Origin of the sequence: Streptomyces sp. TRM68416, from assembly GCF_014596915.1 — a bacterium.
GTDB lineage: Bacteria > Actinomycetota > Actinomycetes > Streptomycetales > Streptomycetaceae > Streptomyces.
In genome coordinates, this window is sequence record NZ_JACVWU010000014.1 from 175,431 (window position 1) to 200,167 (window position 24,737).

Consider the following 24,737-nt stretch of genomic DNA (forward strand, 5'->3'; position numbering starts at 1 on the left):
ATGCTTCTGTGAGCGTTCACAGTAGAGAAACATCCCGGACACTTGTCAATGGTTGATGCTGTGCGGTTATGTTGGGCTCACACCGCCGCTGCTGTGTGTGCACGTTCCCAAATGATCGACTTCCCGGGAGAGATCCATGCCGGAGACCAGCCCCAAGGGCCTCACCAGGCTCGCCTTCGGTGGGGACTACAACCCCGAACAATGGCCGGAAAGCGTCTGGCAGGAGGACGTCCGGCTCATGCGGGAGGCCGGCGTCACCATGGTGAGCGTCGGGATCTTCTCCTGGGCGCTGCTGGAGCCCTCACGCGGGGCGTACGACTTCGGCTGGCTCGACCGCCTGCTCGACCTGCTGCACGACCACGGCATCCGTGTCGACCTCGGCACCCCCACCGTGGTCCCCCCGGTCTGGTTCTACCGGGAGCACCCCGAGGCCCTGCCGGTGACCGCGGACGGCGTGCGCCACGAGTTCGGCTCCCGCGGCGCCATCTGCCACAGCAACACCCACTACCGCGCCGCCGCCGCGAACATCACCACCCGGCTCGCCGAGCGCTACGGCGACCACCCCGCGCTGGCCCTGTGGCACGTGCACAACGAGTACGGCGTCCCCGTCTCCGCCTGCTACTGCGACTCCTGCGCCGCGCACTTCCGGCACTGGCTCGGCGCCACCTACGGCACCGTCGACGCCGTGAACGAGGCCTGGGGCACCGCCTTCTGGGGCCAGCGCTACACCGACTTCGAGCAGATCAACCCGCCGCGCACCACCCCGACCGTGGGCAACCCCGGCCAGGCGCTGGACTACAAGCGGTTCGCCGACGCCACCCTCCGCGAGAACTTCGTGACGGAACGGGACGTCCTGCACCGCCTCTCGCCCGGCGTCCCGGTGACGACCAACTTCATGACCGCCCTCAGCCAGTGCGACTCGATCGACTACTGGGCCTGGGGCCGCGAGGTCGACATCGTCACCAACGACCACTACCTGATCACCGACGGCCGCCGCACCCACGTCAACCTGGCGATGGCCGCCGACCTCACCCGCTCCGTCGCGGGCGGCGCCCCCTGGATCCTCCTGGAGCACTCCACCTCGGGCGTCAACTGGCAGGCCCGCAACCCCGCCAAGGCCCCCGGCCAGATGGCCCGCAACTCCCTGGCCCACGTGGCGCGCGGCTCCGAGGGCGCCATGTTCTTCCAGTGGCGCCAGTCCCGGCGCGGCGCCGAGAAGTTCCACTCGGCGATGCTGCCGCACGGCGGCACCGACACCCGGGTGTGGCGCGAGGTCGTCGAACTGGGCGCGGCCCTCGACTCGCTCGCCCCGATCCGCACCACCCGCACCCGGGCCGACGTCGCCGTCCTGTGGGACTGGCACTCCTGGTGGGCGCAGAACCTCGCCTGGCGCCCCAGCGAGGACCACGACGCGCGCGAGCGCGCCGACTCCTTCTACGAGGCCCTCTACGACCGTCACCTCACGGTCGACTTCGCCCACCCCGAAGCCGACCTGGCGGCCTACCCCCTCGTCGTGGTCCCCGCCCTGTACCTGATGACGGAGGCGGCCGGCCGCAACCTCAAGGCCTACGTCGACAACGGCGGCACCCTGGTGGTGTCCTACTTCTCCGGCATCGTCGACGAGCACGACGCCGTGCACGAGGGCGCCTACCCCGGCCCGCTGCGCGACGTCCTGGGCCTGACGATCGAGGAGTTCTCCCCGCTCCTCCAGGGCGACACCGTCCGCATCACCGGCCCCGACGGCTCCGAGCTCACCGGCGACGTGTGGACCGAGTTCGTGGTGCCGCGGGGCGCCGAGACGGTGTGGACGTACGCCGACGGCCTCACCGCCGGCCGCCCGGCCGTCACCCGGCACCGGCTCGGCGAGGGCACCGCCTGGTACGTGTCCACCCGGCTGGACGCGCACGGCCTGGACACCGTGCTCGGCTGGGCCGCCGAGGACGCGGCCGTCGCACCGCGCGCCGACCTGCCGCACGACGTCGAGGTGGTGCGCCGCACCGGCGAGACCGGCACCTACCTGTTCGCGATCAACCACAGCCCCTCGGACGCCAAGGTGCCGCTGGAGGCACACGGCACCGAACTGCTGACGGGCGAACGCGCCGCGGGCCGCATCGAGGTGCCCGCGGGAGCCGTCCGGGTCGTACGACTCGACGGCTGAACCGACTCCCCTCCGCCCGCGCGAGCCGTTCGAGCCGCGGGCGGAGGGGTGCTCCCGGCCGCCCCGGCCAGGAGCCCCACCCCCATACGTCGAAGGGACGACGGACGAAGATGTTCCATCCCAGACGCACCCTCAGAGCCCTGCTGCCGCCGCTCGCGGCCGGGCTCGCCCTCACCGCCCTCACCGCCCTGCCCGCGCAGCCCGCAACCGCCGCCAGTACCCTCACCAACGGCGGTTTCGAGTCCGACGGCACGGGCGCGGCCACCCCGGCCGGCTGGTCCGAGTACGGCACCACCGCCGCCTCGTTCAGCGAGGCCGGCGGTCGCAGCGGCGGACACCGCCTGAGCCACTGGTCGTCCTCCGCCTACAAGGTGGAGACCTACCAGTACCTCTCCGGGCTGACCAACGGCGCCTACAAGCTCACCGCGTGGGTCCGTTCCGGCGGCGGCCAGAAGGCGGCCTACATAGCGCTGAAGAACTGCGGCGGCGCCGAGCAGCGCACCGACCTCCCGGTCTCCGCGAGCGGCTGGATCCGCATCGTCGTGCCCGTCAACGTCACCAACAACCAGTGCACCGTCAGCATCAACAGTGACGCCAACGCGGGCAACTGGATCAACGTTGACGACCTGACCTTCGCACCGGGCACCGGCGGCACCGCCATCAAGGGCTCCGACGTCTCCTCGCTCCCCAAGAGCGAGGCCCTCGGCGGCACCTACCGGAACAGCTCCGGCACCACCGGCGACCCCCTCGCCATCCTGAAGTCCGCCGGACAGAACTACGCGCGCGTCAAGGTCTGGGTCAACGCCGCCGACGGCTACCACGGCAAGACGCAGCTCCTGGCGCTGGCCAAGCGCATCAAGGCGCAGGGCATGAAGCTGCTGGTCGACTTCCACTACTCGGACACCTGGGCCGACCCCGGCGCCCAGAGCAAGCCCGCCGCATGGGCCGGCCACAGCTACACCCAGCTGAAGACGGACGTGTACACCCACACGTACGACGTCCTCAACGCGCTCAAGGCGCAGGGCACCACCGCCGACATGGTCCAGGTCGGCAACGAGATCAACGGCGGCATGCTGTGGAACGAGGGCTCCACCAACAACTGGCCGCAGCTGGCCGGACTGCTCAACTCCGGCTACGACGCGGTCAAGGCGGTCAACCCCGCCACCCAGGTGGCGCTGCACCTCGCCAAGGGCGGTGACCTGTCCGGCACGCGCTGGTGGTTCGACAGCGCGGTCGCGAACGGCGTCAGGTTCGACACCATCGGCCTGTCGTACTACGGCTACTGGCACGGAACGCTCCACGACTTCCAGACGACCCTGGACGACGCGGCCACCCGCTACGGCAAGCCGGTCTTCGTCGCCGAGACGGCCTACCCCTTCCGTCTCGACAGCAAGGACGCGCACGAGAACATCATCGACCTGCCCGGCGAACTCGTCCCCGGCTACCCGGCCACCACGGCGGGCCAGACGCGCTGGATGAACGACATCGCCAGCATCGTCGAGGCCGTACCGGGCGGCCGCGGCCTCGGCGTCTTCTACTGGGAGTCCACCTGGACCGCGGTCACCGGCAACGGCTGGGACCCGACGGACCCATCCTCCGGCAACGGGTGGGAGAACCAGGCCCTGTTCGGCTACGACTCCAGGGCGCTGCCCGCGATGGCGTGGTTCGGCCACCGCTGACCGTCACGAGGTGACGGGGCCCGGCCCCGACACCTCGCAGTCGGGGCCGAACGGCCTTGTGAGGCAAGGCCGTTCGGTCCCGGCCAAGAGCCCGGGAGTCCCGGACACGGCGGCATCGGCTGCGGGACAGTGGGAACACGCGCCTTGAGGAGGACCGGACGGAGGGGACGCGATGCTGAGGACTCCCGCGAGCGAGCGGCGCCTGGACATCCTGGAGTGGCTGAAGGATCCGGCCGCGCACTTCCCGCAGTGGCGGTACGGCGACCTCGTCTCCACCGGCGTCACCAGCGAGGCCGTCGCCGAGAAGCTCGGCGTGCCCCGCGCGGTCGCCGAGACCCATCTGAGCCTGCTCGCCGCGATCGGCGTGCTGCGCGCCACCACGGTCCGCCGGCGCACCTACTACCGGCGGGACGAGATGCGGATCGCCGAGGTCGCGCGCATGTTCGACAAGGGCTGGTAGAGGAGTATCAGGGTGGCCGACCTCGTTGTGCGCCGTTACCTCGCGATCGGCGGCCGTGGGCCCGAGGACGTCGTCGCCGACGCCCGCGGCCGGGTGCTCACCGGCGTCGAGGACGGCCGTATCCTGCGGCTCGACGGCCTGGCCGACCCCGACACCGCTCGCGTCGAACGGCTGGCCGACACCGGCGGCCGGCCTCTCGGCCTCGAACTCCTCCCGGACGATGCGCTGTTGGTGTGCGACGCCGAACGGGGACTGCTGCGCGTCGACCTCACGGACGGCCGGGTCGACGTCCTCGCCGACTCGGTGGCGGGGGAGCCGCTGCGGTTCTGCAGCAACGTCGTCGCCCTGCCCGACGGCAGCGTCTGCTTCACCGTCTCCAGCCGCCGCTACCCGCTCCACCAGTGGATCGGCGACCTGGTCGAGCACACCGGCACCGGCCGGCTGCTGCGCCTGGCCCCCGGCAGCCGTACCCCCGAAGTCCTCCTGGAAGGCCTTGAGTTCGCCAACGGCCTGGCCCCCAGCGCCGACGCGTCCTTCCTGGTCGTCGCCGAGACCGGCGCCTGCCGGCTCACCCGCTACTGGCTCACCGGCCCCAGGGCCGGGCAGGCCGACCCCTTCGCCGAGCACCTCCCGGGCATGCCCGACAACCTCTGGCGCGCCGCCCCCGACGGCCCCCTCTGGGTCGCCCTCGCCGGCCCCCGCGTCCCGCCCCTGGAGCTGCTCCACCGCAGCGCCCCCGCCGTCCGCCGCACCGCCGCCCGCCTGGCCGTGCGCACCCCCTTCCGCCCCACCGGCACCATCGGCGCCCTCGCCCTCGACGACACCGGCGCCGTCCTTCACCACCACACCCGCCGCCACTCGCGCTTCCGCATGGTCACCAGCGTCTGCGAGGCCTCCGGCCACCTGGTCCTGGGCAGCCTGTGGGAGCGGGGCGTGGCCCTGTGCGAGCCGCCCGCCCCGAAGTGACCGGGCCGCGCCCCCGACGCTGAGGTGATCGGGCCGCACCCGTGGCGCTGAAGTGACCGGGCCGCGTCCCCGGCGTTACCCTGGTTCCCGGCCGCGATCACCCACGCGGCGCGGCGGTGGGGCCCGCCGTACCCGAACCGCGGCACCGGTGCCGCCAACGGTCCCTACTTGCACTGGCGCGTGCCCGCAGGCCGGGCCCCGGCGAGTAGGAGACGCACGACCATGACCACCCCCGACGCCGAGAGCCTCGCCCGTCCGCGCCCCGCGCGGCCACCGGTGCTGCGCGGCCAGGCACCCGTCGTCGCGGCCGTCGCGCTCGGCGGGGGAGTGGGCGGCGCCGCCCGGTACGCGGCCGCCGTGCAGTGGCCCGCCGCGGCGGGCGGATTCCCCTGGGCGACCTTCTGGACCAACGTCGTCGGCTGCGCCGTGATCGGCGTGTTCATGGTGATCATCAGTGATGTGTGGGCCGCCCACCGCCTGGTGCGGCCCTTCTTCGGCACCGGTGTCCTCGGCGGCTTCACCACTTTCTCCACGTACGCCGTCGACATCCAGCGACTCGTCGACACCGGCCGCCCGGGAACCGGGGCGGCCTACCTCGCCGCCACCGTGCTCGCGGCGCTCACCGCGGTGTGGCTCGCGGCCATCGCGACCCGCCGCGTCCTGAAGGGGAGGCAGCCATGACGAGGCTGACCGGCAGGGCCCTGCGTGTGACCGTCTTCGTGGGGGAGTCCGACACCTGGCGGCACAAGCCGCTCTACAGCGAGATCGTGCACCGCGCCCACGCGGCCGGCCTCGCCGGCGCCAGCGTCTTCCGCGGCATCGAGGGCTTCGGCGCCTCCTCCCTGATCCACACCACACGGCTGCTGTCCCTGAGCGAGGACCTGCCGGTAGCCGTCGTGATCGTCGACACCGAGGCGCGCGTACGGGCCTTCCTGCCGCAGCTCGACGAACTCGTCACCGAAGGCCTGGTGATCCTCGACGACTGCGAAGTCATCCGGTACGCGGGCCGCACCGAACCGGAAGGCGGGACCCCGTCGTGAACTGGCTGCTGGTCGTCGCGGGCGCCATGGTCGGCGCCCCGCTGCGCTATCTCACCGACCGCGCGGTGCAGTCCCGGCACGACTCCGTGTTCCCCTGGGGCACCTTCACGGTCAACGTCACCGGCTGCCTGGTCCTCGGCCTGCTGGCCGGTGCCGCGACCGCGGGCGCGGCCGGATCCCACCTCCAGCTCCTGCTCGGCACCGGCCTGTGCGGGGCCCTGACGACCTACTCGACCTTCAGCTACGAGACCCTGCGCCTGACCGAGTCGGGCGCCGGCCTGTTCGCCGCCGCCAACGTCCTCGGCAGCGTCGCGGCAGGCCTGGGCGCGGCGTTCGCGGGGGTGTGGCTCGCCGGGGCGCTGTGGGGTTAGGCGGTCCGAGCGAAGTCGTACACGGCCCACTCGGTGACCCGTACGTACCCGAGGCGCTGGTAGAGGGCGTTGCTGGTGGGGTTGGCCGGGTCCGCGTAGAGCACGACGTCCGTCGCGCCCGCCGTCAGCGCCGCCCGGCTCACCGCGGCCGTCACGGCGCCCGCGTAGCCCCGGCCCCGCAGGTGGGCCGGGGTGTAGACGGGGTCGACCCGGACCATGCCGGCGGTCATCGTGGTGACGGCGGCCAGGGAGACGGGGGTGCCGTCCGGGGTCTCCCAGAAGGTGAAGTGCCGGTCGGCGAAGCGCGAGCCGGCCCAGGTGGCGGCGTCGACGGCGGGGACCTCCCCGACGGTGTCGACGAACTCGCCCACCCAGCGCACGAGTTGCTCGTGGTCCTGGGCGCCCGCCGCGCGGCTTCGGCCCTCCGGGTGCGGCTGCGGCGGGGTGAGCGCGCCGAGGCGGTACAGGCGGATCCGGGTGCGCAGGGTGGCCGCCGCGCCGGTGTGCCGCTGCCAGGCCTCGGCGAAGGCGGTGGCGGTGGCCTCGTCCGCGGAGACGTACGGCACACGGTGCCCGCGGGCGGCCAGGTGCGCGGCGAGGGAGTCGGCCCGCTCGGGGGTCAGCGGAGTGACGGCCAGGCCGCGGGCGGGGAGACGGTAGAAGGCGGCGTGGATCCCGCCCGCCCCCACCAGCCGCCCGAAGAGGGCGCCGGCCGCCTCCGGGGCGCCCGCACGCAGCTTCTCGGTGACCGTCAGCTGCATGTTGTGCAGGGTGGGGCGCGAGCGCAGGAAGTCGCCGGTCAGGTGCAGGAAGTCGTCGATGTCGTCGGTGAGGTGCCAGGCGTCCGGGTGCATGGTGGGAGATTCTTCATCCGGCGCGGCCCGGGGCGGCGAGATCACGCCAGGCGCGTCCTCCGCTTTCAGTGCCCGTGCCCGCTGAAGTTTTCCTTTCGGTGCGCTTGACACCACCCACCGCTCACCCGGAACATCTCTCCCGTGAACCTGTCAGACAGCCGGACAGCCGGACAGCCTCCGCGGCGCGTCAGCGCGATGGAAGCGGTGCTCGCTCATCTGCGTTCCGCCATCGAGCGCGGTGAGTACGCCGTCGGCGACAAGCTCCCCTCCGAGGCGGAGCTGTGCCGCACCCTGGAGATCAGCCGACCCGTGCTGCGCGAGGCTCTCCGGGCCCTGCAGACCATGGGTCTGACCGTCTCCAAGACCGGCAAGGGCACCTTCGTCGTCGCCAACACCGTCGAGGACCCCACCTTCGGCGACTACGCGGCCAGCGACCTGCTGGAGGTCCGCCGGCACGTCGAGATCCCGGTCGCCGGGTACGCGGCCGCGCGCCGCACCCCGGAGAACCTCGACCACCTGGCGCACCTGCTGGACCGCATGGAGCGGGAGACGGACACCACCGCGTGGGTCGCGATGGACACCCTCTTCCACCTCGCCGTCGCCGAGGCCGCGCAGAACCCGGTCTTCCGCCGGGTGATCGAGGAGATCCGGGACGCACTGGCGCGTCAGTCGGCCTTCCTCAACGAACTCGGCGGCCGCCGCGAGCAGTCCAACCGCGAGCACCGGGCGATCGTCGAGGCGCTGATCGACGGTTCCGAACACGACGCGGTGGAGGCCATGTCCCACCACCTCGACCGCGTCGAGACCACCCTCACCGACATCGTGCGCCCCCCGCGCACCGAAACCCCCACGGCAACCCCCATGGAAGGCGGACCCGAGGCGTGAGCGAGCAGTCCCTGCACAACGAGGTGCAGACCACGCATGATGGCGTGCAGAAACGTTCCGGCCATGTCGACGCCGGAGACGAGGGATACAGCAAGTCGCTGAAGTCCCGGCACGTCAACATGATCGCCATCGGCGGCGCCATCGGCACCGGACTCTTCCTCGGGGCCGGCGGCCGCCTGGCCGACGCCGGCCCCTCCCTCTTCATCGCCTACGCGGTCTGCGGACTCTTCGCCTTCCTCGTGGTGCGCGCCCTCGGCGAACTCGTCCTGTACCGGCCCTCCTCCGGCGCCTTCGTGTCCTACGCCCGCGAGTTCATGGGCGAGAAGGGCGCGTACGTCGCGGGCTGGATGTACTTCCTGAACTGGGCCACCACCGGCATCGCCGACATCACCGCCGTAGCCCTCTACACCCACTACTGGGGCATGTTCTCCGACATACCGCAGTGGGTGCTCGCGCTCATCGCCCTCGCCGTGGTCCTCACGGTGAACCTCATCTCCGTGAAGATGTTCGGCGAGCTGGAGTTCTGGTTCGCGATCATCAAGGTGGCCGCGCTCGTGGCGTTCATGCTGATCGGCATCTACCTGCTGGCCACCCAGCACCCCATCGACGGCCACGAACCCGGCCCGTCCCTGATCACCGGCAACGGCGGCGTCTTCCCCAACGGCCTGCTGCCCATGCTGCTGATCATCCAGGGCGTCGTCTTCGCCTACGCCTCCGTCGAACTGGTCGGCGTCGCCGCCGGCGAGACCGAGAACCCCGAGAAGATCATGCCGAAGGCGATCAACTCGATCATGTGGCGCGTCGGCCTGTTCTACGTCGGCTCGGTCCTCCTGCTGTCGATGCTGCTGCCCTGGAACAAGTACACGGCCGGGGAGAGCCCCTTCGTCACCGTGCTGTCCAACATCGGCATCCCGGCGGCGGGCGGCGTGATGAACCTCGTCGTCCTCACCGCCGCCATGTCCTCGCTCAACTCCGGCCTGTACTCCACCGGCCGCATCCTGCGCTCCATGGCGATGTCCGGCTCCGCCCCGAAGTTCACCGGCGTGATGAGCCGCAGCCAGGTCCCCTACGGCGGCATCCTGCTCACCAGCGGCGTCTGCGTCCTGGGCGTCGGCCTGAACTTCGTCGTCCCGGCCGATGCCTTCGAGATCGTCCTCAACTTCGCGGCGATCGGCATCCTCGCCACCTGGGGCATGATCATGATCTGTCACCTGCTGTTCTGGCAGAAGACCCAGAACGGCGAACTCACCCGCCCCGGCTACCGACTGCCGGGCTCCCCCTGGACCGAACTCGTGACGCTGGCCTTCCTCGCCTCCGTCCTGGTCCTCATGTACGCCGACGGAGGCGCCGGTCGCACCACCGTGCTGTGCCTGCCGCTGATCGTCGCCGGCCTCGTCGCCGGCTGGTACGGCGTCCGCAGCCGTATCACGCGCACGGAACCCACCGACGCCGACGCGTGAACCGCGCGCCGGCCGCCACCCACGACCCCATGAATCAGGCAGCGATGCACAGCAGCTCCCTCGCAGACGCACCCCTTGTCCGCGAACCCCTCCACGCCCCCGTCGCCCACCTCATCCGCGGCGGAGTCGTCGAAGGGATCCACTACGGTTCCGTCGTCGTCCTCGGCGCCGACGGCGAGGTGCAGTTCCAGCTCGGTGACATCGAGGCCGCGTTCTACCCGCGCTCGGCACTCAAGCCCGTCCAGGCCGTCGCCATGGTCCGGGCCGGGCTGCCGCTCGACGGCGACCTCCTGTCGCTCGCCGCGGCCAGCCACTCCGGCGAGGAACGCCACCTCGACGGAACCCGCCGCATCCTGGAGCTCGCGGACGCCGCCGAGAGCGACCTCGGCAACGTCCCCGACCTGCCGTTCGACCCGGTCGTCCGGGACGCGTGGATCCGCATGGGACGCCTGCCCTCGCAGCTCGCCCAGAACTGCTCCGGCAAGCACGCGGCCATGCTCTACACCTGCCGGCTCAACGACTGGCCCCTGGAGGGCTATCTCGACCCGGGGCACCCGCTGCAGCAGGCGATCGCCGAGCTCGTCGAGGACCTCACGGGCCAGCGCATCGCACAGGTGACGGTGGACGGCTGCGGCGCCCCGCTGTTCTCCGTCTCCCTGCACGGCCTGGCGCGGGCCGCGGCGCGCATCACCACCGCCGCGCCGGGCACGCCCGAGGCACGCGTCGCCGACGCCATGCGCGAGCACGCCGAGATGGCCTCCGGCTCCGGGCGGGACGTCGCCGCCCTGATGCGGGCCGTGCCCGGACTGCTGGCCAAGGACGGCTTCGAAGGGGTGCAGGTCGCCGCGCTGCCGGACGGACGGGCCATCGCCGTCAAGATCGCCGACGGGGCGAACCGGGCACGGGTGCCGGTCGCCGCGGCGGCGCTGGCCCGGGTCGGCGTGGACCCCGCGGTGCTCGGCGAGTTCGCGGGCGAGCCGCTGCTCGGGGGAGGCCGGCCCGTCGGTGCGGTGCGGCCGGTGCGGGCGCTGGACCCGGTGACCGTGGCCGCGTGATCTGATTCCGGTTTCGAATTCGGCCGCGGGCCGTCCCTGGTCGCTCGCGCAGTTCCCCGCGCCCCTGACGGGGCGCTCACCCTCACCTCCTTGGAAAGAGAACGCCATCCCATGACCGCCGCAGCCACCCGTAGCGAGCACGACCTGCTCGGTGACCGTGACGTCCCCGCCGACGCCTACTGGGGCGTGCACACCCTGCGCGCCACGGAGAACTTCCCCATCACCGGCACCCCGATCTCCGCCTACCCGCACCTGATCGACGCCCTCGCCGCCGTCAAGGAGGCCGCCGCCCTCGCCAACGAGGAACTCGGCCTGCTGGAGCCGAGGAAGGCCGCCGCGATCGTCGAGGCCTGCCGCGAGATCCGCGAGGGCAAGCTGCACGACCAGTTCGTGGTCGACGTCGTCCAGGGCGGCGCCGGCACCTCCACCAACATGAACGCCAACGAGGTCGTCGCCAACCGGGCGCTGGAGCTGCTCGGTTTCGCCAAGGGGCAGTACCAGCACCTGCACCCCAACGAGGACGTCAACCTCAGCCAGTCGACCAATGACGTCTACCCGACCGCCGTCAAGATCGCGACGGTGTTCGCGGTCCGTGGACTGCTCAAGGCGATGGCTGTACTGCAGGACTCCTTCGCCCGCAAGGCCGTCGAGTTCCGTGACGTGCTCAAGATGGGCCGTACACAGTTGCAGGACGCGGTCCCCATGACGCTCGGTCAAGAATTTTCCGCCTACGCCGTCATGATTGACGAGGACCGGTCCCGTCTTGACGAGGCCGTCGAGCTGATCCATGAGATCAACCTCGGCGCCACGGCCATCGGCACCGGCCTCAACGCCCCCGCCGGCTACGCCGAGTCCGCCCGCCGCCACCTCGCCGAGATCACCGGCCTGCCCCTGGTGACCGCCGCCAACCTGGTCGAGGCCACCCAGGACTGCGGCGCGTTCGTCCAGATGTCCGGCGTCCTCAAGCGGATCGCGGTCAAGCTCTCCAAGAGCTGCAACGACCTGCGCCTGCTCTCCTCCGGCCCGCGCGCCGGCCTCGGCGAGATCAACCTCCCGCCCGTGCAGGCCGGTTCGTCGATCATGCCCGGCAAGGTCAACCCGGTCATCCCCGAGGTCGTCAACCAGGTCGCCTTCGAGGTGATCGGCAACGACGTCACCATCACCATGGCCGCCGAGGCCGGACAGCTCCAGCTCAACGCCTTCGAACCGGTCATCCTGCACTCCCTGTCGGAGTCGATCACCCACCTGCGGGCCGCCTGCCTCACCCTCGCCGAGCGCTGCGTGGACGGCATCACCGCCAACACCGAGGAGCTGCGCCGGACCGTGGAGAACTCCATCGGCCTGGTCACCGCCCTCAACCCGCACATCGGGTACACGGCTGCCACCGACATCGCCAAGGAGGCCCTCGTCACCGGCCGCGGGGTGGCCGAACTGGTCCTGGAGAAGGGCCTGCTGCCCGCCGAGGCCCTTGCCGACCTGCTCCGCCCGGAAGTCGTCGCGGGCAGCGGCCAGGCCCTGGCCTGACCTGCGGATGCGCACCAGGACCGACCCGGAGGCACAATGGTGATCATGAGTTCGTCGCAGACCTTCGAGCCGGTCCTGGAGCGCATCGCCGAGGAGATCGAGCGCACCCCCGGCCGCGGCCGGGCCGCCGACTACATCCCTGCGCTCGCCGCCTGCGACCCGCGCAGCTTCGGCATGGCCGTCGCCGAGCCGGACGGCACGGTGTACGGCGTGGGGGACTGGCGCGAGCCGTTCTCCACGCAGTCCATCACCAAGGTCTTCACCCTCGCCCTGGACCTGGCCCGCGAGGGCGACGAACTCTGGGAGCACGTGGGCCGCGAACCCTCCGGCAACCCCTTCAACTCCCTGGTCCAGCTGGAGTACGAGAACGGCATCCCGCGCAACCCGTTCATCAACGCCGGCGCCCTCGTCGTCACCGACCGCCTCCAGACCCGTACCGGAGACGCGGCGGGCGAACTGCTGGCCTTCCTGCGGGCCGAGAGTGGCAACCCGGACCTGGACTTCGACAAGGAGGTCGCCGCCTCCGAATCCACCCACGGCGACCGCAATGCCGCCCTGAGCCATTTCATGGCCTCCTACGGCAACATCGACAATCCGGTGCCGGTCCTGCTCGACCAGTACTTCCGGCAGTGCTCGATCAGGGCGTCCTGCGCCGACCTCGCCCTGGCCACCTCCTTCCTGGCCCGCCACGGCGTGCGCGCCGACGGCTCCCGCCTCCTCACCCGCAGCCAGGCCAAGCAGGTCAACGCGGTCATGCTGACCTGCGGCACCTACGACGCGGCGGGCGAGTTCGCCTACCGCGTCGGCCTGCCCGGCAAGAGCGGGGTGGGTGGCGGCATCATCGCCGTCGTACCGGGCCGGTGCACGCTGTGCGTGTGGAGCCCGGGCCTCGACGAACGCGGCAACTCGGTCGCGGGCGTGGCCGCGCTCGACCGCTTCACGACACTGACGGGACTGTCGGTGTTCTGACCGGGCTCACACCGGGTGGCCGCCGCCCGATTCCGCCGCTTCCTGGGCCGCCATCACCTCGTCGCCGTACTCGAAGCCCCAGGCGCCGACGGCGTTGATGGGCCCCAGCAGGGTCCGGCCCAGCGGGGTGAGCCCGTACTCCACCCGTGCGGGTGCGCCGGGCGGCTCGTGCCGGTCGACCAGTCCGTTGAACTGCAGTCGCCGCAGCGTCTCGGTGAGGACCTTCGAGCTGATCCCCCCGATCCGCTCCCGCAGTTCGACCGGGCGTCTGGGGCCGTCGCGCAGCGCCCAGAGCACCACGGAGTTCCAGGTGTGGGAGAGCAGGTCGAAGGCGAGGCGGGCGCGGCAGTCGGCGAGGAAGGTGTCGGTCGTCACGTACCAAATGGTGCCCGAACCGTTCCCTAGCGTCGGTGTGAACGCTCGAAGCAGGCACGGAGAGGAAACGCGTGATGAGAATCGGCGTACTGGGAACGGGCAACATGGCCGACGCGCTCGCCACCCACTGGGCGCGGGCCGGGCACGAGGTGACCGTCGGGGGACGGAACACGGACAAGGCGGAGCGGCTCGCGACGCGCATCGGGGGCGGCGCGAAGGCCGGCAGTCTGCGCGAGGCGGCCGAGGCCGGTCAGCACGTGGTGCTGGCCGCGCTGCCCTTCGGGGCGGGAGCGGACGTGGTACGGGACCTGAGCGCGGCCCTGGACGGCACGGTCCTGCTGGACTGCTCCAACCCCATCGGGCCGGGCTTCCGGCTGCTGACGCAAGGCGGCCCCTCGGCCGCTCAGCACCTGGCCGCGGCGGCACCCGGAGCCCACGTGGTCAAGGCCTTCAACCTCTGCCACGAGGACGTGTGGCGCATGCGGCCGCCCGTCTTCGACGGACGGCCCCTGGCCGTGCCGGTCTGCGGGGACGACGAGACGGCCCTCGCGCGCGTGCGCGAGCTGGTGCGGGACACGGGCTGCGAACCCGTGGCCGGCGGCGGCCTGGAACGGGCGGCACTCCTGGAGGCGACCGCCGCGCTGTTCATCGCCCTGTGGATCGCCGAGGGAGCGGACGCCCAGGCCGTCGTGCCCCCGCTGGCGTATGCGACCGGGCCGACCCGCCCGTAGCCGGACGCCGTCCGCCGCGCGGCGCCCCAAAGGGGCGCGGGGCGGTGTCGACATGCAGCTCCGCTGCGGGGCGCGACCAGCCACGACGAGCCCGCGGGCGAACGACGGCACATCACGGCACTCCGGCGGAGCGCTCAGCGGTTCTCAGGCCGCCTTGGACCGCGCCGCCCGCCCGCGCGGGGCGGGCGGCTGCGGGAGTTCGCTCACCGAGGCCTCGTCGTTCCCGAAGTCCGGGGCCTGGAAGGGGTTCGTCGCCGGTGCCGGCACGGGCGCGACGGAACGGTGGTACTGCTCCTCCGGAGCGGAGAACAGTGAGGTCGAGTCGATGAGAGTACTGCCTTTCGATACAGGTCCCCGACGGATCCTGGTGTGCCCGCGACCGGGCACAGGGGCCTAGAGCTTGGTCATCTTGCTGTACGGGCTCAGGATCCGCCGCTGCTCCGGGCCGAAGTCCACGAGCGCCGCGATGCCGGCCTCGATGCCGACGACCCGGCCGAGCCCGTACATGTCATGGGTGACCTGGTCACCGACGGCGAAGTGCTTGGGGGCCGGTGCGACCGGGGCCTTGAAGGGACTGGTGGGCAAATGGCGCTTCGGTGCAGAAGGCTTTGTCATCCCCCTCAGTATGCTCCCCCGTCGGTCCCGCGCGTACCACCGTGTGGCGTACGTCTCGTTTGAAGCCCCGCGCCTCATGGCCGTTATGCGGTTGAGGGGCGCCTCGGCGATGAGCGAAGATCGCCCCCATGTTCTCTCGCAAGCCCCGCCGTCCGACGTCCCCCGAACTCCTCAAGGCCTGGGAATCCCTGGACCTGGGGGACGTTCCCGGCGCCCTGAGCCTGCTGCGCTCCGGCACGGACAGCCTGCCGTTGGCCGAGGTCGCCCTGGTGGTCGCCCGCGCGGCCGACTCCGCCGGCTTCAAGGACCTCCGGCGGGCCGCCGAGGCCCTGTCCGCCCGCCCCGACCACCCGCAGAAGCTCTACGACTTCGGCTACGCGTGCGTCGAACGCGGCGTCTCCTACCTGGCGGTACCCGCCCTGCGCGAGGCCCTGCGCCAGGTACCGGACTCCACGCCCGCGCTGCGGGAGCTGGTCTCCGCCTACGAGCGCGAGGGACGGCACCGCGAGGCCGTCGAACTGCTCACCGCCCACGAGAGCAGCCTCGCCCCCTGGCCGGACCGCTACCTGCTGGTCTTCAACGCCCTCATGGCCGGCGACCTCGCGCTGGCCCGCAGCGCGCACACCCTGCTGCCGGACCCCGAGGACCCGCAGTGGCAGCCCACGCGCGAGCGCCAGAACCGCATGCTCCGGCGCGCCGAGAGCGCGGCGCCGGTGACCCCGCTGGACCTCACCGACCTGCGCGGCTGGCAGTACGTCCTGGGCGGCACCGTGCTCGGCACGCTGTCCCCGTACGGCTACGGCGCGGGCATGACCGGCCGGTTCGCCTGGCTCCAGGACACCTACGACCAGTGCCTGCGCGGCCTGCTGCGCCTGAAGGTCCTCCTGGAGGCCGCGGAGGCGCACCCGGCCTCCGTCTCCCTGCTGCCCGACCGCAGCAGCCGCATCCTGGGCCTGGCCGCGGCCGAGGTGCTCGGCCTGCCCGCCCTCCCCTTCGACCCCGCACGCTCGGACACCGTCGTCGTCGCCTACGACCTCAACGAACTCGCCGAGACCGAGCAGGGCCCCGAGATCATTGAGCAGCTCTTCGACCGCACCCCCGGCCAGATCCTGCACGAGCACGCCGGCTGCTGGACCGACCCCCCGGCCGTCACCCCCGACAGCGTCACCTTGCTCCACCAGTCGGCCAAGGCCCCGTGGGACGGCGGCCTGACGGTCGGCGAGGACGGCGAAGTGGAACAGACGGGACCCGACGCCCGGCCGGAGGCGGAAATCGCCGCGGAGATCGTGGGAGCCGATCCGACCCCGGACGAGGGCGACGGCGAAACCCCGGCCGACCCCGACGACCGGCTCGCCGCCTTCGGCACGGCGATTCGCTCCACCTGGCTCCGGGGGGACCGCGCCGGCCTGTCCTCCTCGGGGCCGGTACCGAGCTCCCGCTTCGAGTAACGAGGGGCGCGGGCGGGGCCGGTCGGCAGCCGCGCCCCGCACCTGACGGGGCCGTGGCTGCCGTTCGGTCAGCTCCGCGGTCGGCGGCTTCGGGCGCGCAGGGCCAGGGCGACGGAACCGCCGCCCAGCCCCGCGGCAGCCATGATCGCCCACGTCTCCGCCCAGCCGGGCCCCTTCGTGACGGGCGCCGCCGCCGCGGCTGCGGGTACCGCCTCGGGGCCCGGTCTCGGCCTGGTCCGCAGCGCGTCCAGGGAGCCCACGGGCTCCACCCGCCCGGCCGCCGCGAACCCCCAGTCCAGCAGCGCGCGCGTCTCCTCGTAGACGGCGAGCCCGCCGCCCGCCCGGGGGTTCATCACCGTGACGACGAGGGTTCGCCCGCCCTTGCGGGCCGCGGCCACGAGGGTGTGGCCCGCCTTGCTCGTGTAGCCGTTCTTCACCCCGATCAGGCCGGGGTAGCGTGCCACCCCGTCGGCGCCCGTCAGCAGCCGGTTGGTGTTGCGGATGGGGTACGACCAGCGGCCCCCGCCGGGGAACCGGGCCTCGACCGTGGCGCAGTACCGCGCGAAGTCGGGACTGCGCAGCCCCGCCCGTCCGAACACCGCCAGGTCGTACGCCGACGACACCTGCCCCGGTGTGTCGTAGCCGTCCGGCGAGAGCACCTTCGTGTCGAGGGCGCCGAGCGAGCGCGCCTTGGCCTGCATGCGCGCGGCCGTGGTGCGCCAGCCGCCGCTCAGCTCGGCCAGCACGCGCACGGCGTCGTTGCCGGAGTTGAGGAACACCCCGTGCCACAGGTCGGCGACCCGGTACGTACGCCCCTCGGCGACCCCGACCCGGCTGCTGCCCGCCCCCATCCCCGCCAGCTCCCCGGCGTCGACCTTGTGCCGGACGCCACCCGGGAGCAGGGGCAGTACCGTGAGCGCGAACAGCGTCTTGAGCGTGCTGGCGGGCGGCAGTTTGCGGTGCGCGTCGTGGGCGGCGAGCACCGCACCGCTGTCGGCGTCGGCGACCACCCACGCCAGCGCGGAGACGGACGGCACACGGGGCGCCCCGGCCCGCCGCTGGACCTGCGTACCGGCACGGTGCAGCACCGACGGGTCCGCGGCCGCCGCCCGTTGCCGCTCCGGCCCGCCGGCATCCGCCCCGTCGGCGGCGGCCACCGCGGGCGTGAGCCCCAGCAGCCCCGCCACACAGAGCGCACACGTCGAGACGGCCACCCGGGAAGAGAATCCGATCTTCATATGATCAACGTAGGAACAGGTTCCCGGCGCACCGCGCTGCCCTGACGGAGCGTCGCCCGCGAGCACCCGGATGCCGCACGCGGGCCGTCCTCGGCCGCTTCCGTAGGCGACGACGACTGAAGGCCGCGAGCCGGGACGCCCCATGGATCAGGTGCGTCCCGGACCGTCCTCCTGCGGCAGCGTCGGCTGGATCTGCCGCAGGAACGTCGCGTTGTCCGGCGTCCGGCGCATCCGCTCCAGCAGGGTCTCCAGGGCGTCCTTGTGCTGCAGGGCCCGCCGCAGCCCTCGTACGGCGGTCAACTCGGGTCCGGAGAGGAGCAGTTCCTCGCGGCGGGTGCCGGAGGCGTTGATGTCGACGGCCGGGAAGACGCGGCGGGCGGCGAGTTCGCGGCTCAGGCGCAGCTCCATGTTGCCGGTGCTCTTCAGCTCCTCGAAGAAGTAGTCGTCGGCGCGGGATCCGGTCTCCACCAGGGCGGTGGCGAGGACGGTGAGCGAGCCGCCCTCCTCGGCGCGGCGGGCGGCGCCGAAGAAGCGCTTGGGGCCGAGCAGCGCGGCGGCGTCGACACCGCCGCTCAGGGTACGGCCGCCGGAGGCGGCGGCGTTGTTGTGCGCCCGGCACAGCCGGGTCAGCGAGTCGAGCAGGACGACGACGTCCTCACCGGCCTCGACCAGCCGTTTGGCCCGCTCGACGACCAGCTCGGCGAGCGCGATGTGGTGCTTCGCGGACTGGTCGAAGGTCGAGGCGTACACCTCGCCGCGCACCGAGCGGCGCATGTCGGTGACTTCCTCGGGGCGCTCGTCGAGCAGCACCACCATCAGGCGGCACTCGGGGTGGTTGCCGGCGACGGCGGCCGCGATCTGCTGGAGCAGCACGGTCTTGCCGGTCTTGGGCGGGGCCACGAGCAGCCCGCGCTGGCCCTTGCCGACGGGTGCGATCAGGTCGGCGACCCGGCCGGTCAGCGCCGCCGCCGGGTGTTCGAGGCGGAGCCGCTCGCCGGGGTGCAGCGGGGTGAGGTCGGCGAAGCGGCGGCGGCCCCGCAGCTCCTCGGGCGTACGGCCGTTGACGTGGACGATCCCGGTGAGCGTGCGCCGCTCGCCGTACAGGCCGTCGACGAGGTCGCCCTTGCGCAGGCCGTGACGGCGGATCAGCGCGGGGGAGACCTGGGGGTCGGCGGGGGAGGGCAGACAGCTGAGCGCCCGCAGATGCCCCTTTCCGCCCGCGTCGATGTCGAGGACACCGGTGACGGCCTGGGGCGTGGACTTCTGTACGGGGGGTTCGAGTGTGGTGGTCATCGCGGTGGGTCCTTTCACGGACACGAGGCATGAGACATGCGGAGGGAAGGGGGGAGAGGCCGCGAGAGGAAGGCGGGCAAGGCGCCTTAAGGGCGGCGGGAAACAGCACCTCGTACGCAGGAGCCTGCGAGGTGGTGAGAAGAAGCCGATGCGCCGGCCGGAGAACGGCGGGCAGATCGGCGATCCGAAGGTGAACTGGCACCGGCACCCTTAACAGGGCGTACACAAGTGCTTGTTGCACCGTACCACACGGTGCGACCTGGGTGGGCGCAGCGAACGGCCGTAAGCCACGGGTCCCGCTGTTCCGCGGGCAGCTCCTTGAACTGCCCGGCCCTTGAGTCGCGGACGCTCTCGGCCAACAAGACCGCCGGCCTCTCGTCAGAGAGGCCGGCGGGGCATGGAGTCGATGGGACAAGCTTCAGAGGAAGGAGGAAAGACCGTCGAGGAGCCTGTCCACCTCGTCGGCGGTGTTGTACGGCGCCAGACCGACCCGCAGGGCGGGGTCCTCCAGCTTCAGGGCGGCGAAGGGCTCGTACGCGTAGAACGACCCGGCGGGGGCCAGGACGCCGCGTGCGGCCAGATGCACCTGGGCCTCGCGGGCGTCGCGGCCTTCGAGGGTCATCAGGAGGGTCGGGGTGCGGTCGGCCGCCATCGAGTGCACGGTGACGGCGTCGCCCAGAGCGCGCAGGCCCTCTTCCAGCCTCGTGCGCAGCGCCTGCTCGTGTTCGTGGAGCGAGCCCAGCGAATGCGCGAGCCGCTCCCTGCGCGTGGCCCGCGTGCCCGGGTCGAGCGCGGCGAGGAAGTCCACGGCGGCGGTGGCGCCCGCCAGGATCTCGTAGGGCAGTGTGCCGAACTCGAAGCGCTCCGGCACGGTGTCGGGGGAGGGCAGGAGCTTGTCCGGGCGGAGGGTTTCGAGGAGAGCGGGCGCTCCCGCGAGCACACCGCAGTGCGGTCCGAGGAACTTGTACGGGGAACAGACGAACAGGTCCGCGCCCAGGGCGGGCACGTCCACCCGATGGTGGGCGGCGTAGTGCACCCCGTCCACGTACACCAGGGCACCGACCTCGTGCGCCAGGTCGGCGATCCGGCGGACGGGCGGCTTGGTGCCCAGCACGTTCGAGGCCGCCGTGACCGCGACCAGCCGCGTCCGGGGCGACAGCGCCCGCTCGAACGAATCGAGGTCGAGCTCCGCGGTCTCGCTGTCGATCTCTATCCAGCGGACCGTCACGCCGGCGCGCTCGGCCGCCTGGATCCAGGGGCGGACGTTGCAGTCGTGATCCAGGCGGCTGAGGACGATCTCGTCGCCGGCCTTCCAGCTCTTGGCCAGGTGACGGGAGAAGTCGTACGTCAGCTGGGTGGCGCTGCGACCGTGGACGACACCGTCGGCGGGCACATTGAGCAGGTCGGCATAGGCGGCGCGGAACTCCGCGACGGCGCGCTCGGCGTTGAGCTCGGACGGGCTGACCGTCCCCCGGTTGGAGAGGGGGCCCGTCAGCGTCGCGGTGATGGCGTCGGCGACGGGGCGGGGGGTCTGGGTCCCGCCCGGGCCGTCGAAGAAGGCGAGGCCGTGGTCGAGGGAGGGGAAGTGGGCCCGGAGGGCGGTCAGGTCGATGGCCATGGCCTCGGCTTTCGGCAGAAGGGCGGCGGTCATGCGGACGGCCGGGTGGGCGGTGGGCGACAGCGCAGGTGAGGCGCGTGCTTCCGGCAGGTTGCCTAGACTCTGGCACCCGGCGGCAGAACACGTAAAGCGATGGATCGAGAAGAGAAAGTTCACAGCCCATGAAGTCGCAGCCCGACCTGAAGCTCCTGTCCACCTTCATGGCCGTGGTGAACTGTGGCTCCATGGCCGAGGCCGCGGCTGTCCTCGGCTACGTGCCCTCCGCGGTGTCCCAGCACATCGCCGTGCTGGAGCGCGACATGGGCATCGAGCTGCTCGTCCGCCGCCCTGGCAGCCGACTGATCCTGACCGCGGCCGGCCGCTCCCTCGCGCAAGCGACCGAGACGCTCTTCGAGGCGACTGCCCGATTCCAGGACGCTGCCCACGGCATCTCGAACCGTGACATCGCCGAATTGCGCGTCGGTGCCTACCCCAGCGCGATGAGCCACCTGTTTCCCGGGGTTCTGTCTGCTCTCAAGTCCCGTGGCCGCGGTGCCCGCATCCGCCTCGTCATCGTGGAGACACACGAAGGGTTGCCCAAGGTCAAATCGGGGGACCTGGACCTGCTCATCGCCTACCGATACCTGCCCGAGGACCCACCGGCCACTTCTGGTGAGTGGACCGTCACCTCTGTGGGGCACGAGCCGCTGGTCCTCGTCGCGGGCCCACGGTCGGGCCGCCGCCCGTTGGAACTGGCCGAGTGCCTTGAGATGGAATGGACTTCAGGCCACGCGCACAGTCCCGATCGGCGTCTGCTGCATCGGTGGGCCGGAGAACTGGGGATCTCTCTCGACGTCACGCTGGAAACCGAGGACCTGCACAGCATGCTGGCCATGATCAGAGCCGGATTGGCGGTGGGTCTGATCCCGGCCACTCTCATCAGCGCAGAGAGCGACCGGCCCGGAGTCGAACGGGTTGTCCTTCCGCCCGAGGTCGCACCGCTCCACCGTGAGGTCCTGGCCGTGAGCAGACCCGGCATCCGCCCCCCGATCATCAACGAGTTGGTCACACTGCTGGTCGAGGCTTTGGAGAGCGTCCAGTCGTAGTACCGGCGAGGAACACGGAGCCGATACCCCCGGCGACCACACACCGTCACCACCTTCCTGGAACCCGCCGAGAACTGGCGGCCGTTGAACAGGCGTCCCTACGGCCGCGGTACGGGGCCGCTCAGACGGAACGCGCCCGCGCCTCCTCGGCGATCTGCTCGAACTGCGCGCCCATCGCGGCCGCCAGCGCCTGCGCGCCGGACAGCGGGCGGACCATGACCGTGAACTCGTCGATCAGGCCGTCCTCGTCCAGGTGGATGAAGTCGCAGCCCTCGATCTCGCGGTCGCCCACCCGGGCGGCGAAGACCAGCGCGTGGTCGCGGCCGTTCACGTCGTGGATCTCCCGCACGTAGCGGAAGTCCTCGAAGACCCGCGTCACCCCGCGCAGGATCGCCGCCGTGATCGCCTTGCCGGGGTACGGCTTGAACACCACCGGGCTGGTGAAGACGACGTTCTCGGCCAGCAGCGCCTCGGCGGCGTCGAGGTCGTTGGCCTCGACCGCCTCGCGGAACGCCTGCATCGCAGCCTCCATAGTCAATTAGTTGAGTAGGTGCAGAGGAGATTAATCACTTCCTGCTAGCGTGTCCATATGTCTCTCAAGCACGCCGTGCTCGCCGCCCTCCTGGAGGGCGAGGCCTCCGGGTACGAGCTGTCCAAGGTCTTCGACGTGTCGTTCGCGAACTTCTGGGCCTCGACCCCGCAGCAGCTCTACCGGGAGCTGGAGCGACTCACCCAGGAGGGGCTGATCGCGGCCCGGGTGGTGCAGCAGGAGCGCCGGCCCAACAAGCGGATGTTCACGCTGACCGAGGAGGGGCGGCGGGAGCTGCGCTCCTTCGCCGCGGAGCCCGTGCGGCGGCCGGCCGCGATGCGCGACGAGCTGATGATCAAGATCCAGGCCATGGACGACACCGACCCCGCGCCGACCCGCGCACTGGCCGAGGAGCGCCTGTCCTGGGCGCGGGGCAAACTCGCCCGCTACGAGCGGGTGCGCGAGCGGCTGCTGGCCGGACGGTCCGAGGAGCAGTACCTGCGCGAGGCCGAGCGCGTCGGCCCCTACCTCACCCTGCTCGCCGGCATCGCCTACGAGCGCGACAACGTGCGCTGGTGCGAGCGCGTTCTCGCGGTCCTGCGGGAGCGGGCTCCGCTGAGCTGATTCCCCTAAGCTGACGCGATGTTCAGCCCCGAAGGCCCCAGCCTGCGCGAACTCGCCGTCCAGGCCCTGTCGTCCGTCGAGCGCGGCTACGACCTGCTCGCCCCGAAGTTCGACCACACCCCCTTCCGTACGCCCGACTCGGTGCTCGACGCCGTGGGCGCGGCGCTGGAGCGACGCGGCCCCTTCGGCGCCGGACTCGACCTGTGCTGCGGCACGGGCGCCGGCATCGACGTGCTCACGCGCGTGTGCCGACGCGGCGTCACGGGTGTCGACTTCAGCGCGGGGATGCTCGCCGTCGCTCGCGAGCACACGCCCCCGGCCGAGGTGCCGGTGACCTACGTCCGCGCCGACGCCCGCGCCCTCCCCTTCGCCCCGGCCTTCGACCTCGTGGTCAGCTTCGGGGCGTTCGGGCACTTCCTGCCCGCCGAGGTGCCCGGCCTGTTCGCCCAGGTCCACTCCGTGCTCCGACCGGGCGGCTGCTTCGCCTTCCCCGTCGTAGCCCCGCCCCGCCCCGGCTCCCGCGCCTCCTGGATGCTGCTGGGCTTCGACGCGGTGATGCGGGTGCGCAACGCCGTGCGGCGGCCGCCGTTCGTCATGTACTACCGGGCGCTGCGCTTCGGTGACATCTGCCGGGAGCTGGAGCGCGCCGGATTCGACGTCGAACTGGAGGCACTGCCGGAGTTCGGACGCCGACCGGACGGCAGCCCGCGGGTCCGGATGGTGCTCGCGCGACGGCCCGCCTAGTCGGTTGGACTTCCAGACGGAGCAGCCTTGAGCGGGTTCGTTTTACCAACTCACGAGGGGGCCTGGGCCGGAAACGTGCCGGAGCGCCTCATGGCCGTGGGCCCGGGGTCGGCTGGACCGGTGTGTCAGACCCAGCCCTTACGATGCTCAGCTGTGACCGACGACCGGCTCAACTACTCGCATCCCGGCCCCTTTACGACTTTGGACGCGGCGCAGCTCCCGCTCGTCGAGGGACTGCCGGACGACCCCGTCGGCATCTGCGCCGCCGTTCAGGGACTGGTCGTCCAGCCCGCAGACGCCGCGGCGTTGGGGATTCCCGAGGACCGGATGGCAGAGAAGAACATCCGGCCGGTCAACGAACTGGTCGCCGCTCTGACTGCCCTGGATACGGCTCCACTGCGCCAGCCTCGAACTCCCGAAAAGCGGGTGATCGGCACCTGCCGGCACTTCGCCACGATCGCCTGTGCGATCCTGCGGGCGCGAGGTGTCACCTCCCGCGCCCGGTGCGGTTTCGGCGCCTACTTCCAGGAAGGGCGCGGCTTCGACCACTGGATCACCGAGTATTGGGACGATGGCCGGCGCCGATGGGTGCGGGTCGACACCGAACACCTCGGCAAGGACTTCGTCACTCGCCCCGACGACCTCGCTCCGGGCGAGTTCCTCACGGGCGGCGAGGCATGGGCCCAGTACCGAAGCGGCATGATCGATCCGTACGCATTCGGGGTGGCCGGCACCGATCACGCCTGGGGTCCGCACGAGATCAGCGGCAACGTCGTCCGCGACCTCGCCGCACTCTGCAAGCAGGAGACACTGAACTGGGACGAGTGGGGCCGCATGACCGCGGCCTACGAGGGCAAGACCGGACCGGACTACGACCGGCTGATCGACGTGGTCGCCGACGCCTGCTCCCAGGACGATCCGTCAGCCTTGATCCGTCTGTCCGCCAACCCGGACCTGGCCGTTCCCCGGCGCATCATAGGTTGAGCGAAGTCGGTAACCAACGGGGGCGGTTCAGT

At 71.7% G+C, this 24,737-nt stretch carries 26 protein-coding genes; 18 read left to right on the forward strand and 8 right to left on the reverse strand.

Features of this window, described 5'->3' with window-relative positions:
• The first annotated feature begins 136 nt into the window (after window positions 1-136).
• The 7 genes from ICC28_RS22930 (at window position 137) to crcB (ending at window position 6,674) form a co-directional block, all read left to right on the forward strand.
• A complete protein-coding gene (locus ICC28_RS22930) occupies window positions 137-2,158 on the forward strand; it encodes a beta-galactosidase (protein WP_188290552.1) in 2,022 nt (673 codons plus the stop codon).
• A gap of 110 nt (window positions 2,159-2,268) precedes the next feature.
• Entirely contained in the window at window positions 2,269-3,837 is a 1,569-nt protein-coding gene (locus ICC28_RS22935) for an arabinogalactan endo-beta-1,4-galactanase (protein ID WP_188290553.1), read from the forward strand.
• A gap of 172 nt (window positions 3,838-4,009) precedes the next feature.
• A complete protein-coding gene (locus ICC28_RS22940) occupies window positions 4,010-4,297 on the forward strand; it encodes an ArsR family transcriptional regulator (RefSeq protein WP_188290554.1) in 288 nt (95 codons plus the stop codon).
• 6 nt (window positions 4,298-4,303) lie between these two features.
• Window positions 4,304-5,263, forward strand: coding sequence for an SMP-30/gluconolactonase/LRE family protein (locus ICC28_RS22945; protein ID WP_188290622.1), 960 nt, complete (start codon window positions 4,304-4,306; stop codon window positions 5,261-5,263).
• A gap of 222 nt (window positions 5,264-5,485) precedes the next feature.
• Window positions 5,486-5,944, forward strand: a complete 459-nt coding sequence (locus tag ICC28_RS22950; protein ID WP_188290555.1) for a fluoride efflux transporter FluC — start codon at window positions 5,486-5,488, stop codon at window positions 5,942-5,944.
• Window positions 5,941-6,303: a DUF190 domain-containing protein gene (locus ICC28_RS22955; protein WP_188290556.1), complete on the forward strand. Its 363-nt coding sequence runs from the start codon at window positions 5,941-5,943 to the stop codon at window positions 6,301-6,303. The genes ICC28_RS22950 and ICC28_RS22955 overlap by 4 nt, the downstream gene beginning before the upstream one ends.
• Window positions 6,300-6,674: a fluoride efflux transporter CrcB gene (crcB, locus tag ICC28_RS22960; RefSeq protein ID WP_188290557.1), complete on the forward strand. Its 375-nt coding sequence runs from the start codon at window positions 6,300-6,302 to the stop codon at window positions 6,672-6,674. The genes ICC28_RS22955 and crcB overlap by 4 nt, the downstream gene beginning before the upstream one ends.
• Here crcB and ICC28_RS22965 read toward each other — a convergent pair.
• A complete protein-coding gene (locus ICC28_RS22965; RefSeq protein WP_188290558.1) occupies window positions 6,671-7,528 on the reverse strand; it encodes a GNAT family N-acetyltransferase in 858 nt (285 codons plus the stop codon). The two genes, crcB and ICC28_RS22965, sit on opposite strands and share 4 nt — an antisense overlap.
• 195 nt (window positions 7,529-7,723) lie before the next feature.
• Between ICC28_RS22965 and ICC28_RS22970 the strand changes: the two genes are divergently transcribed.
• The 5 genes from ICC28_RS22970 (at window position 7,724) to ICC28_RS22990 (ending at window position 13,421) form a co-directional block, all read left to right on the forward strand.
• On the forward strand, window positions 7,724-8,413 hold the full coding sequence (locus tag ICC28_RS22970; protein WP_188290623.1) for a FadR/GntR family transcriptional regulator: 690 nt from the start codon (window positions 7,724-7,726) through the stop codon (window positions 8,411-8,413).
• Window positions 8,410-9,873: an amino acid permease gene (locus tag ICC28_RS22975; protein WP_188290559.1), complete on the forward strand. Its 1,464-nt coding sequence runs from the start codon at window positions 8,410-8,412 to the stop codon at window positions 9,871-9,873. Before ICC28_RS22970 ends, ICC28_RS22975 begins: the two co-directional genes overlap by 4 nt.
• Window positions 9,874-9,917: 44 nt before the next feature.
• Window positions 9,918-10,928, forward strand: a complete 1,011-nt coding sequence (locus tag ICC28_RS22980) for an asparaginase (protein ID WP_188290624.1) — start codon at window positions 9,918-9,920, stop codon at window positions 10,926-10,928.
• A gap of 111 nt (window positions 10,929-11,039) precedes the next feature.
• Window positions 11,040-12,452, forward strand: a complete 1,413-nt coding sequence (gene aspA / locus ICC28_RS22985; protein WP_188290560.1) for an aspartate ammonia-lyase — start codon at window positions 11,040-11,042, stop codon at window positions 12,450-12,452.
• Window positions 12,453-12,488: 36 nt separating this feature from the next.
• Complete coding sequence (locus ICC28_RS22990) at window positions 12,489-13,421, forward strand: glutaminase (RefSeq protein WP_188290561.1); 933 nt, start codon at window positions 12,489-12,491, stop codon at window positions 13,419-13,421.
• Between the two features lie 6 nt (window positions 13,422-13,427).
• On the opposite strand, the gene ICC28_RS22995 is transcribed toward ICC28_RS22990, so the two are convergent.
• Window positions 13,428-13,796, reverse strand: a complete 369-nt coding sequence (locus tag ICC28_RS22995) for a winged helix-turn-helix transcriptional regulator (protein WP_188290562.1) — start codon at window positions 13,794-13,796, stop codon at window positions 13,428-13,430.
• 74 nt (window positions 13,797-13,870) lie between these two features.
• Between ICC28_RS22995 and ICC28_RS23000 the strand changes: the two genes are divergently transcribed.
• Complete coding sequence (locus ICC28_RS23000) at window positions 13,871-14,527, forward strand: NADPH-dependent F420 reductase (protein WP_188290563.1); 657 nt, start codon at window positions 13,871-13,873, stop codon at window positions 14,525-14,527.
• A 144-nt stretch (window positions 14,528-14,671) separates the two neighbouring features.
• On the opposite strand, the gene ICC28_RS41130 is transcribed toward ICC28_RS23000, so the two are convergent.
• Window positions 14,672-14,794, reverse strand: coding sequence for a hypothetical protein (locus ICC28_RS41130; protein ID WP_262928488.1), 123 nt, complete (start codon window positions 14,792-14,794; stop codon window positions 14,672-14,674).
• Window positions 14,795-14,920: 126 nt separating this feature from the next.
• Window positions 14,921-15,142: a hypothetical protein gene (locus ICC28_RS23010; RefSeq protein WP_188290564.1), complete on the reverse strand. Its 222-nt coding sequence runs from the start codon at window positions 15,140-15,142 to the stop codon at window positions 14,921-14,923.
• A gap of 128 nt (window positions 15,143-15,270) precedes the next feature.
• Between ICC28_RS23010 and ICC28_RS23015 the strand changes: the two genes are divergently transcribed.
• Window positions 15,271-16,590, forward strand: a complete 1,320-nt coding sequence (locus ICC28_RS23015; protein ID WP_188290565.1) for a tetratricopeptide repeat protein — start codon at window positions 15,271-15,273, stop codon at window positions 16,588-16,590.
• 68 nt (window positions 16,591-16,658) lie between these two features.
• Here the strand turns inward: ICC28_RS23015 and ICC28_RS23020 are convergent, their stop codons facing one another.
• From ICC28_RS23020 to ICC28_RS23030, 3 genes are all read right to left on the reverse strand, one after another.
• The gene (locus ICC28_RS23020; protein ID WP_188290566.1) at window positions 16,659-17,828 is read right to left on the reverse strand and encodes a D-alanyl-D-alanine carboxypeptidase family protein; all 1,170 of its coding nucleotides are present in this window, start codon (window positions 17,826-17,828) and stop codon (window positions 16,659-16,661) included.
• A gap of 147 nt (window positions 17,829-17,975) precedes the next feature.
• Window positions 17,976-19,121, reverse strand: a complete 1,146-nt coding sequence (rho, locus tag ICC28_RS23025; protein ID WP_188290567.1) for a transcription termination factor Rho — start codon at window positions 19,119-19,121, stop codon at window positions 17,976-17,978.
• 418 nt (window positions 19,122-19,539) lie between these two features.
• A complete protein-coding gene (locus ICC28_RS23030; RefSeq protein ID WP_188290626.1) occupies window positions 19,540-20,739 on the reverse strand; it encodes a cysteine desulfurase-like protein in 1,200 nt (399 codons plus the stop codon).
• Window positions 20,740-20,900: 161 nt separating this feature from the next.
• Here ICC28_RS23030 and ICC28_RS23035 point away from each other — a divergent pair, with 161 nt between their 5' ends.
• Window positions 20,901-21,824 carry a LysR family transcriptional regulator gene (locus ICC28_RS23035; protein ID WP_188290568.1) on the forward strand — a complete coding sequence of 308 codons (924 nt, stop codon included), beginning with the start codon at window positions 20,901-20,903 and terminating at the stop codon, window positions 21,822-21,824.
• A 121-nt stretch (window positions 21,825-21,945) separates the two neighbouring features.
• Here the strand turns inward: ICC28_RS23035 and ICC28_RS23040 are convergent, their stop codons facing one another.
• Window positions 21,946-22,344, reverse strand: coding sequence for a nuclear transport factor 2 family protein (locus ICC28_RS23040; RefSeq protein ID WP_188290569.1), 399 nt, complete (start codon window positions 22,342-22,344; stop codon window positions 21,946-21,948).
• A gap of 69 nt (window positions 22,345-22,413) precedes the next feature.
• Between ICC28_RS23040 and ICC28_RS23045 the strand changes: the two genes are divergently transcribed.
• From ICC28_RS23045 to ICC28_RS23055, 3 genes are all read left to right on the forward strand, one after another.
• Window positions 22,414-22,977 (forward strand): PadR family transcriptional regulator, encoded by a 564-nt coding sequence (locus tag ICC28_RS23045; protein ID WP_188290570.1) that lies wholly within the window; start codon window positions 22,414-22,416, stop codon window positions 22,975-22,977.
• Between the two features lie 18 nt (window positions 22,978-22,995).
• Entirely contained in the window at window positions 22,996-23,721 is a 726-nt protein-coding gene (locus ICC28_RS23050; RefSeq protein ID WP_188290571.1) for a class I SAM-dependent methyltransferase, read from the forward strand.
• 153 nt (window positions 23,722-23,874) lie between these two features.
• Window positions 23,875-24,705 (forward strand): transglutaminase-like domain-containing protein, encoded by an 831-nt coding sequence (locus ICC28_RS23055; RefSeq protein ID WP_317454068.1) that lies wholly within the window; start codon window positions 23,875-23,877, stop codon window positions 24,703-24,705.
• Window positions 24,706-24,737: the final 32 nt, after the last annotated feature.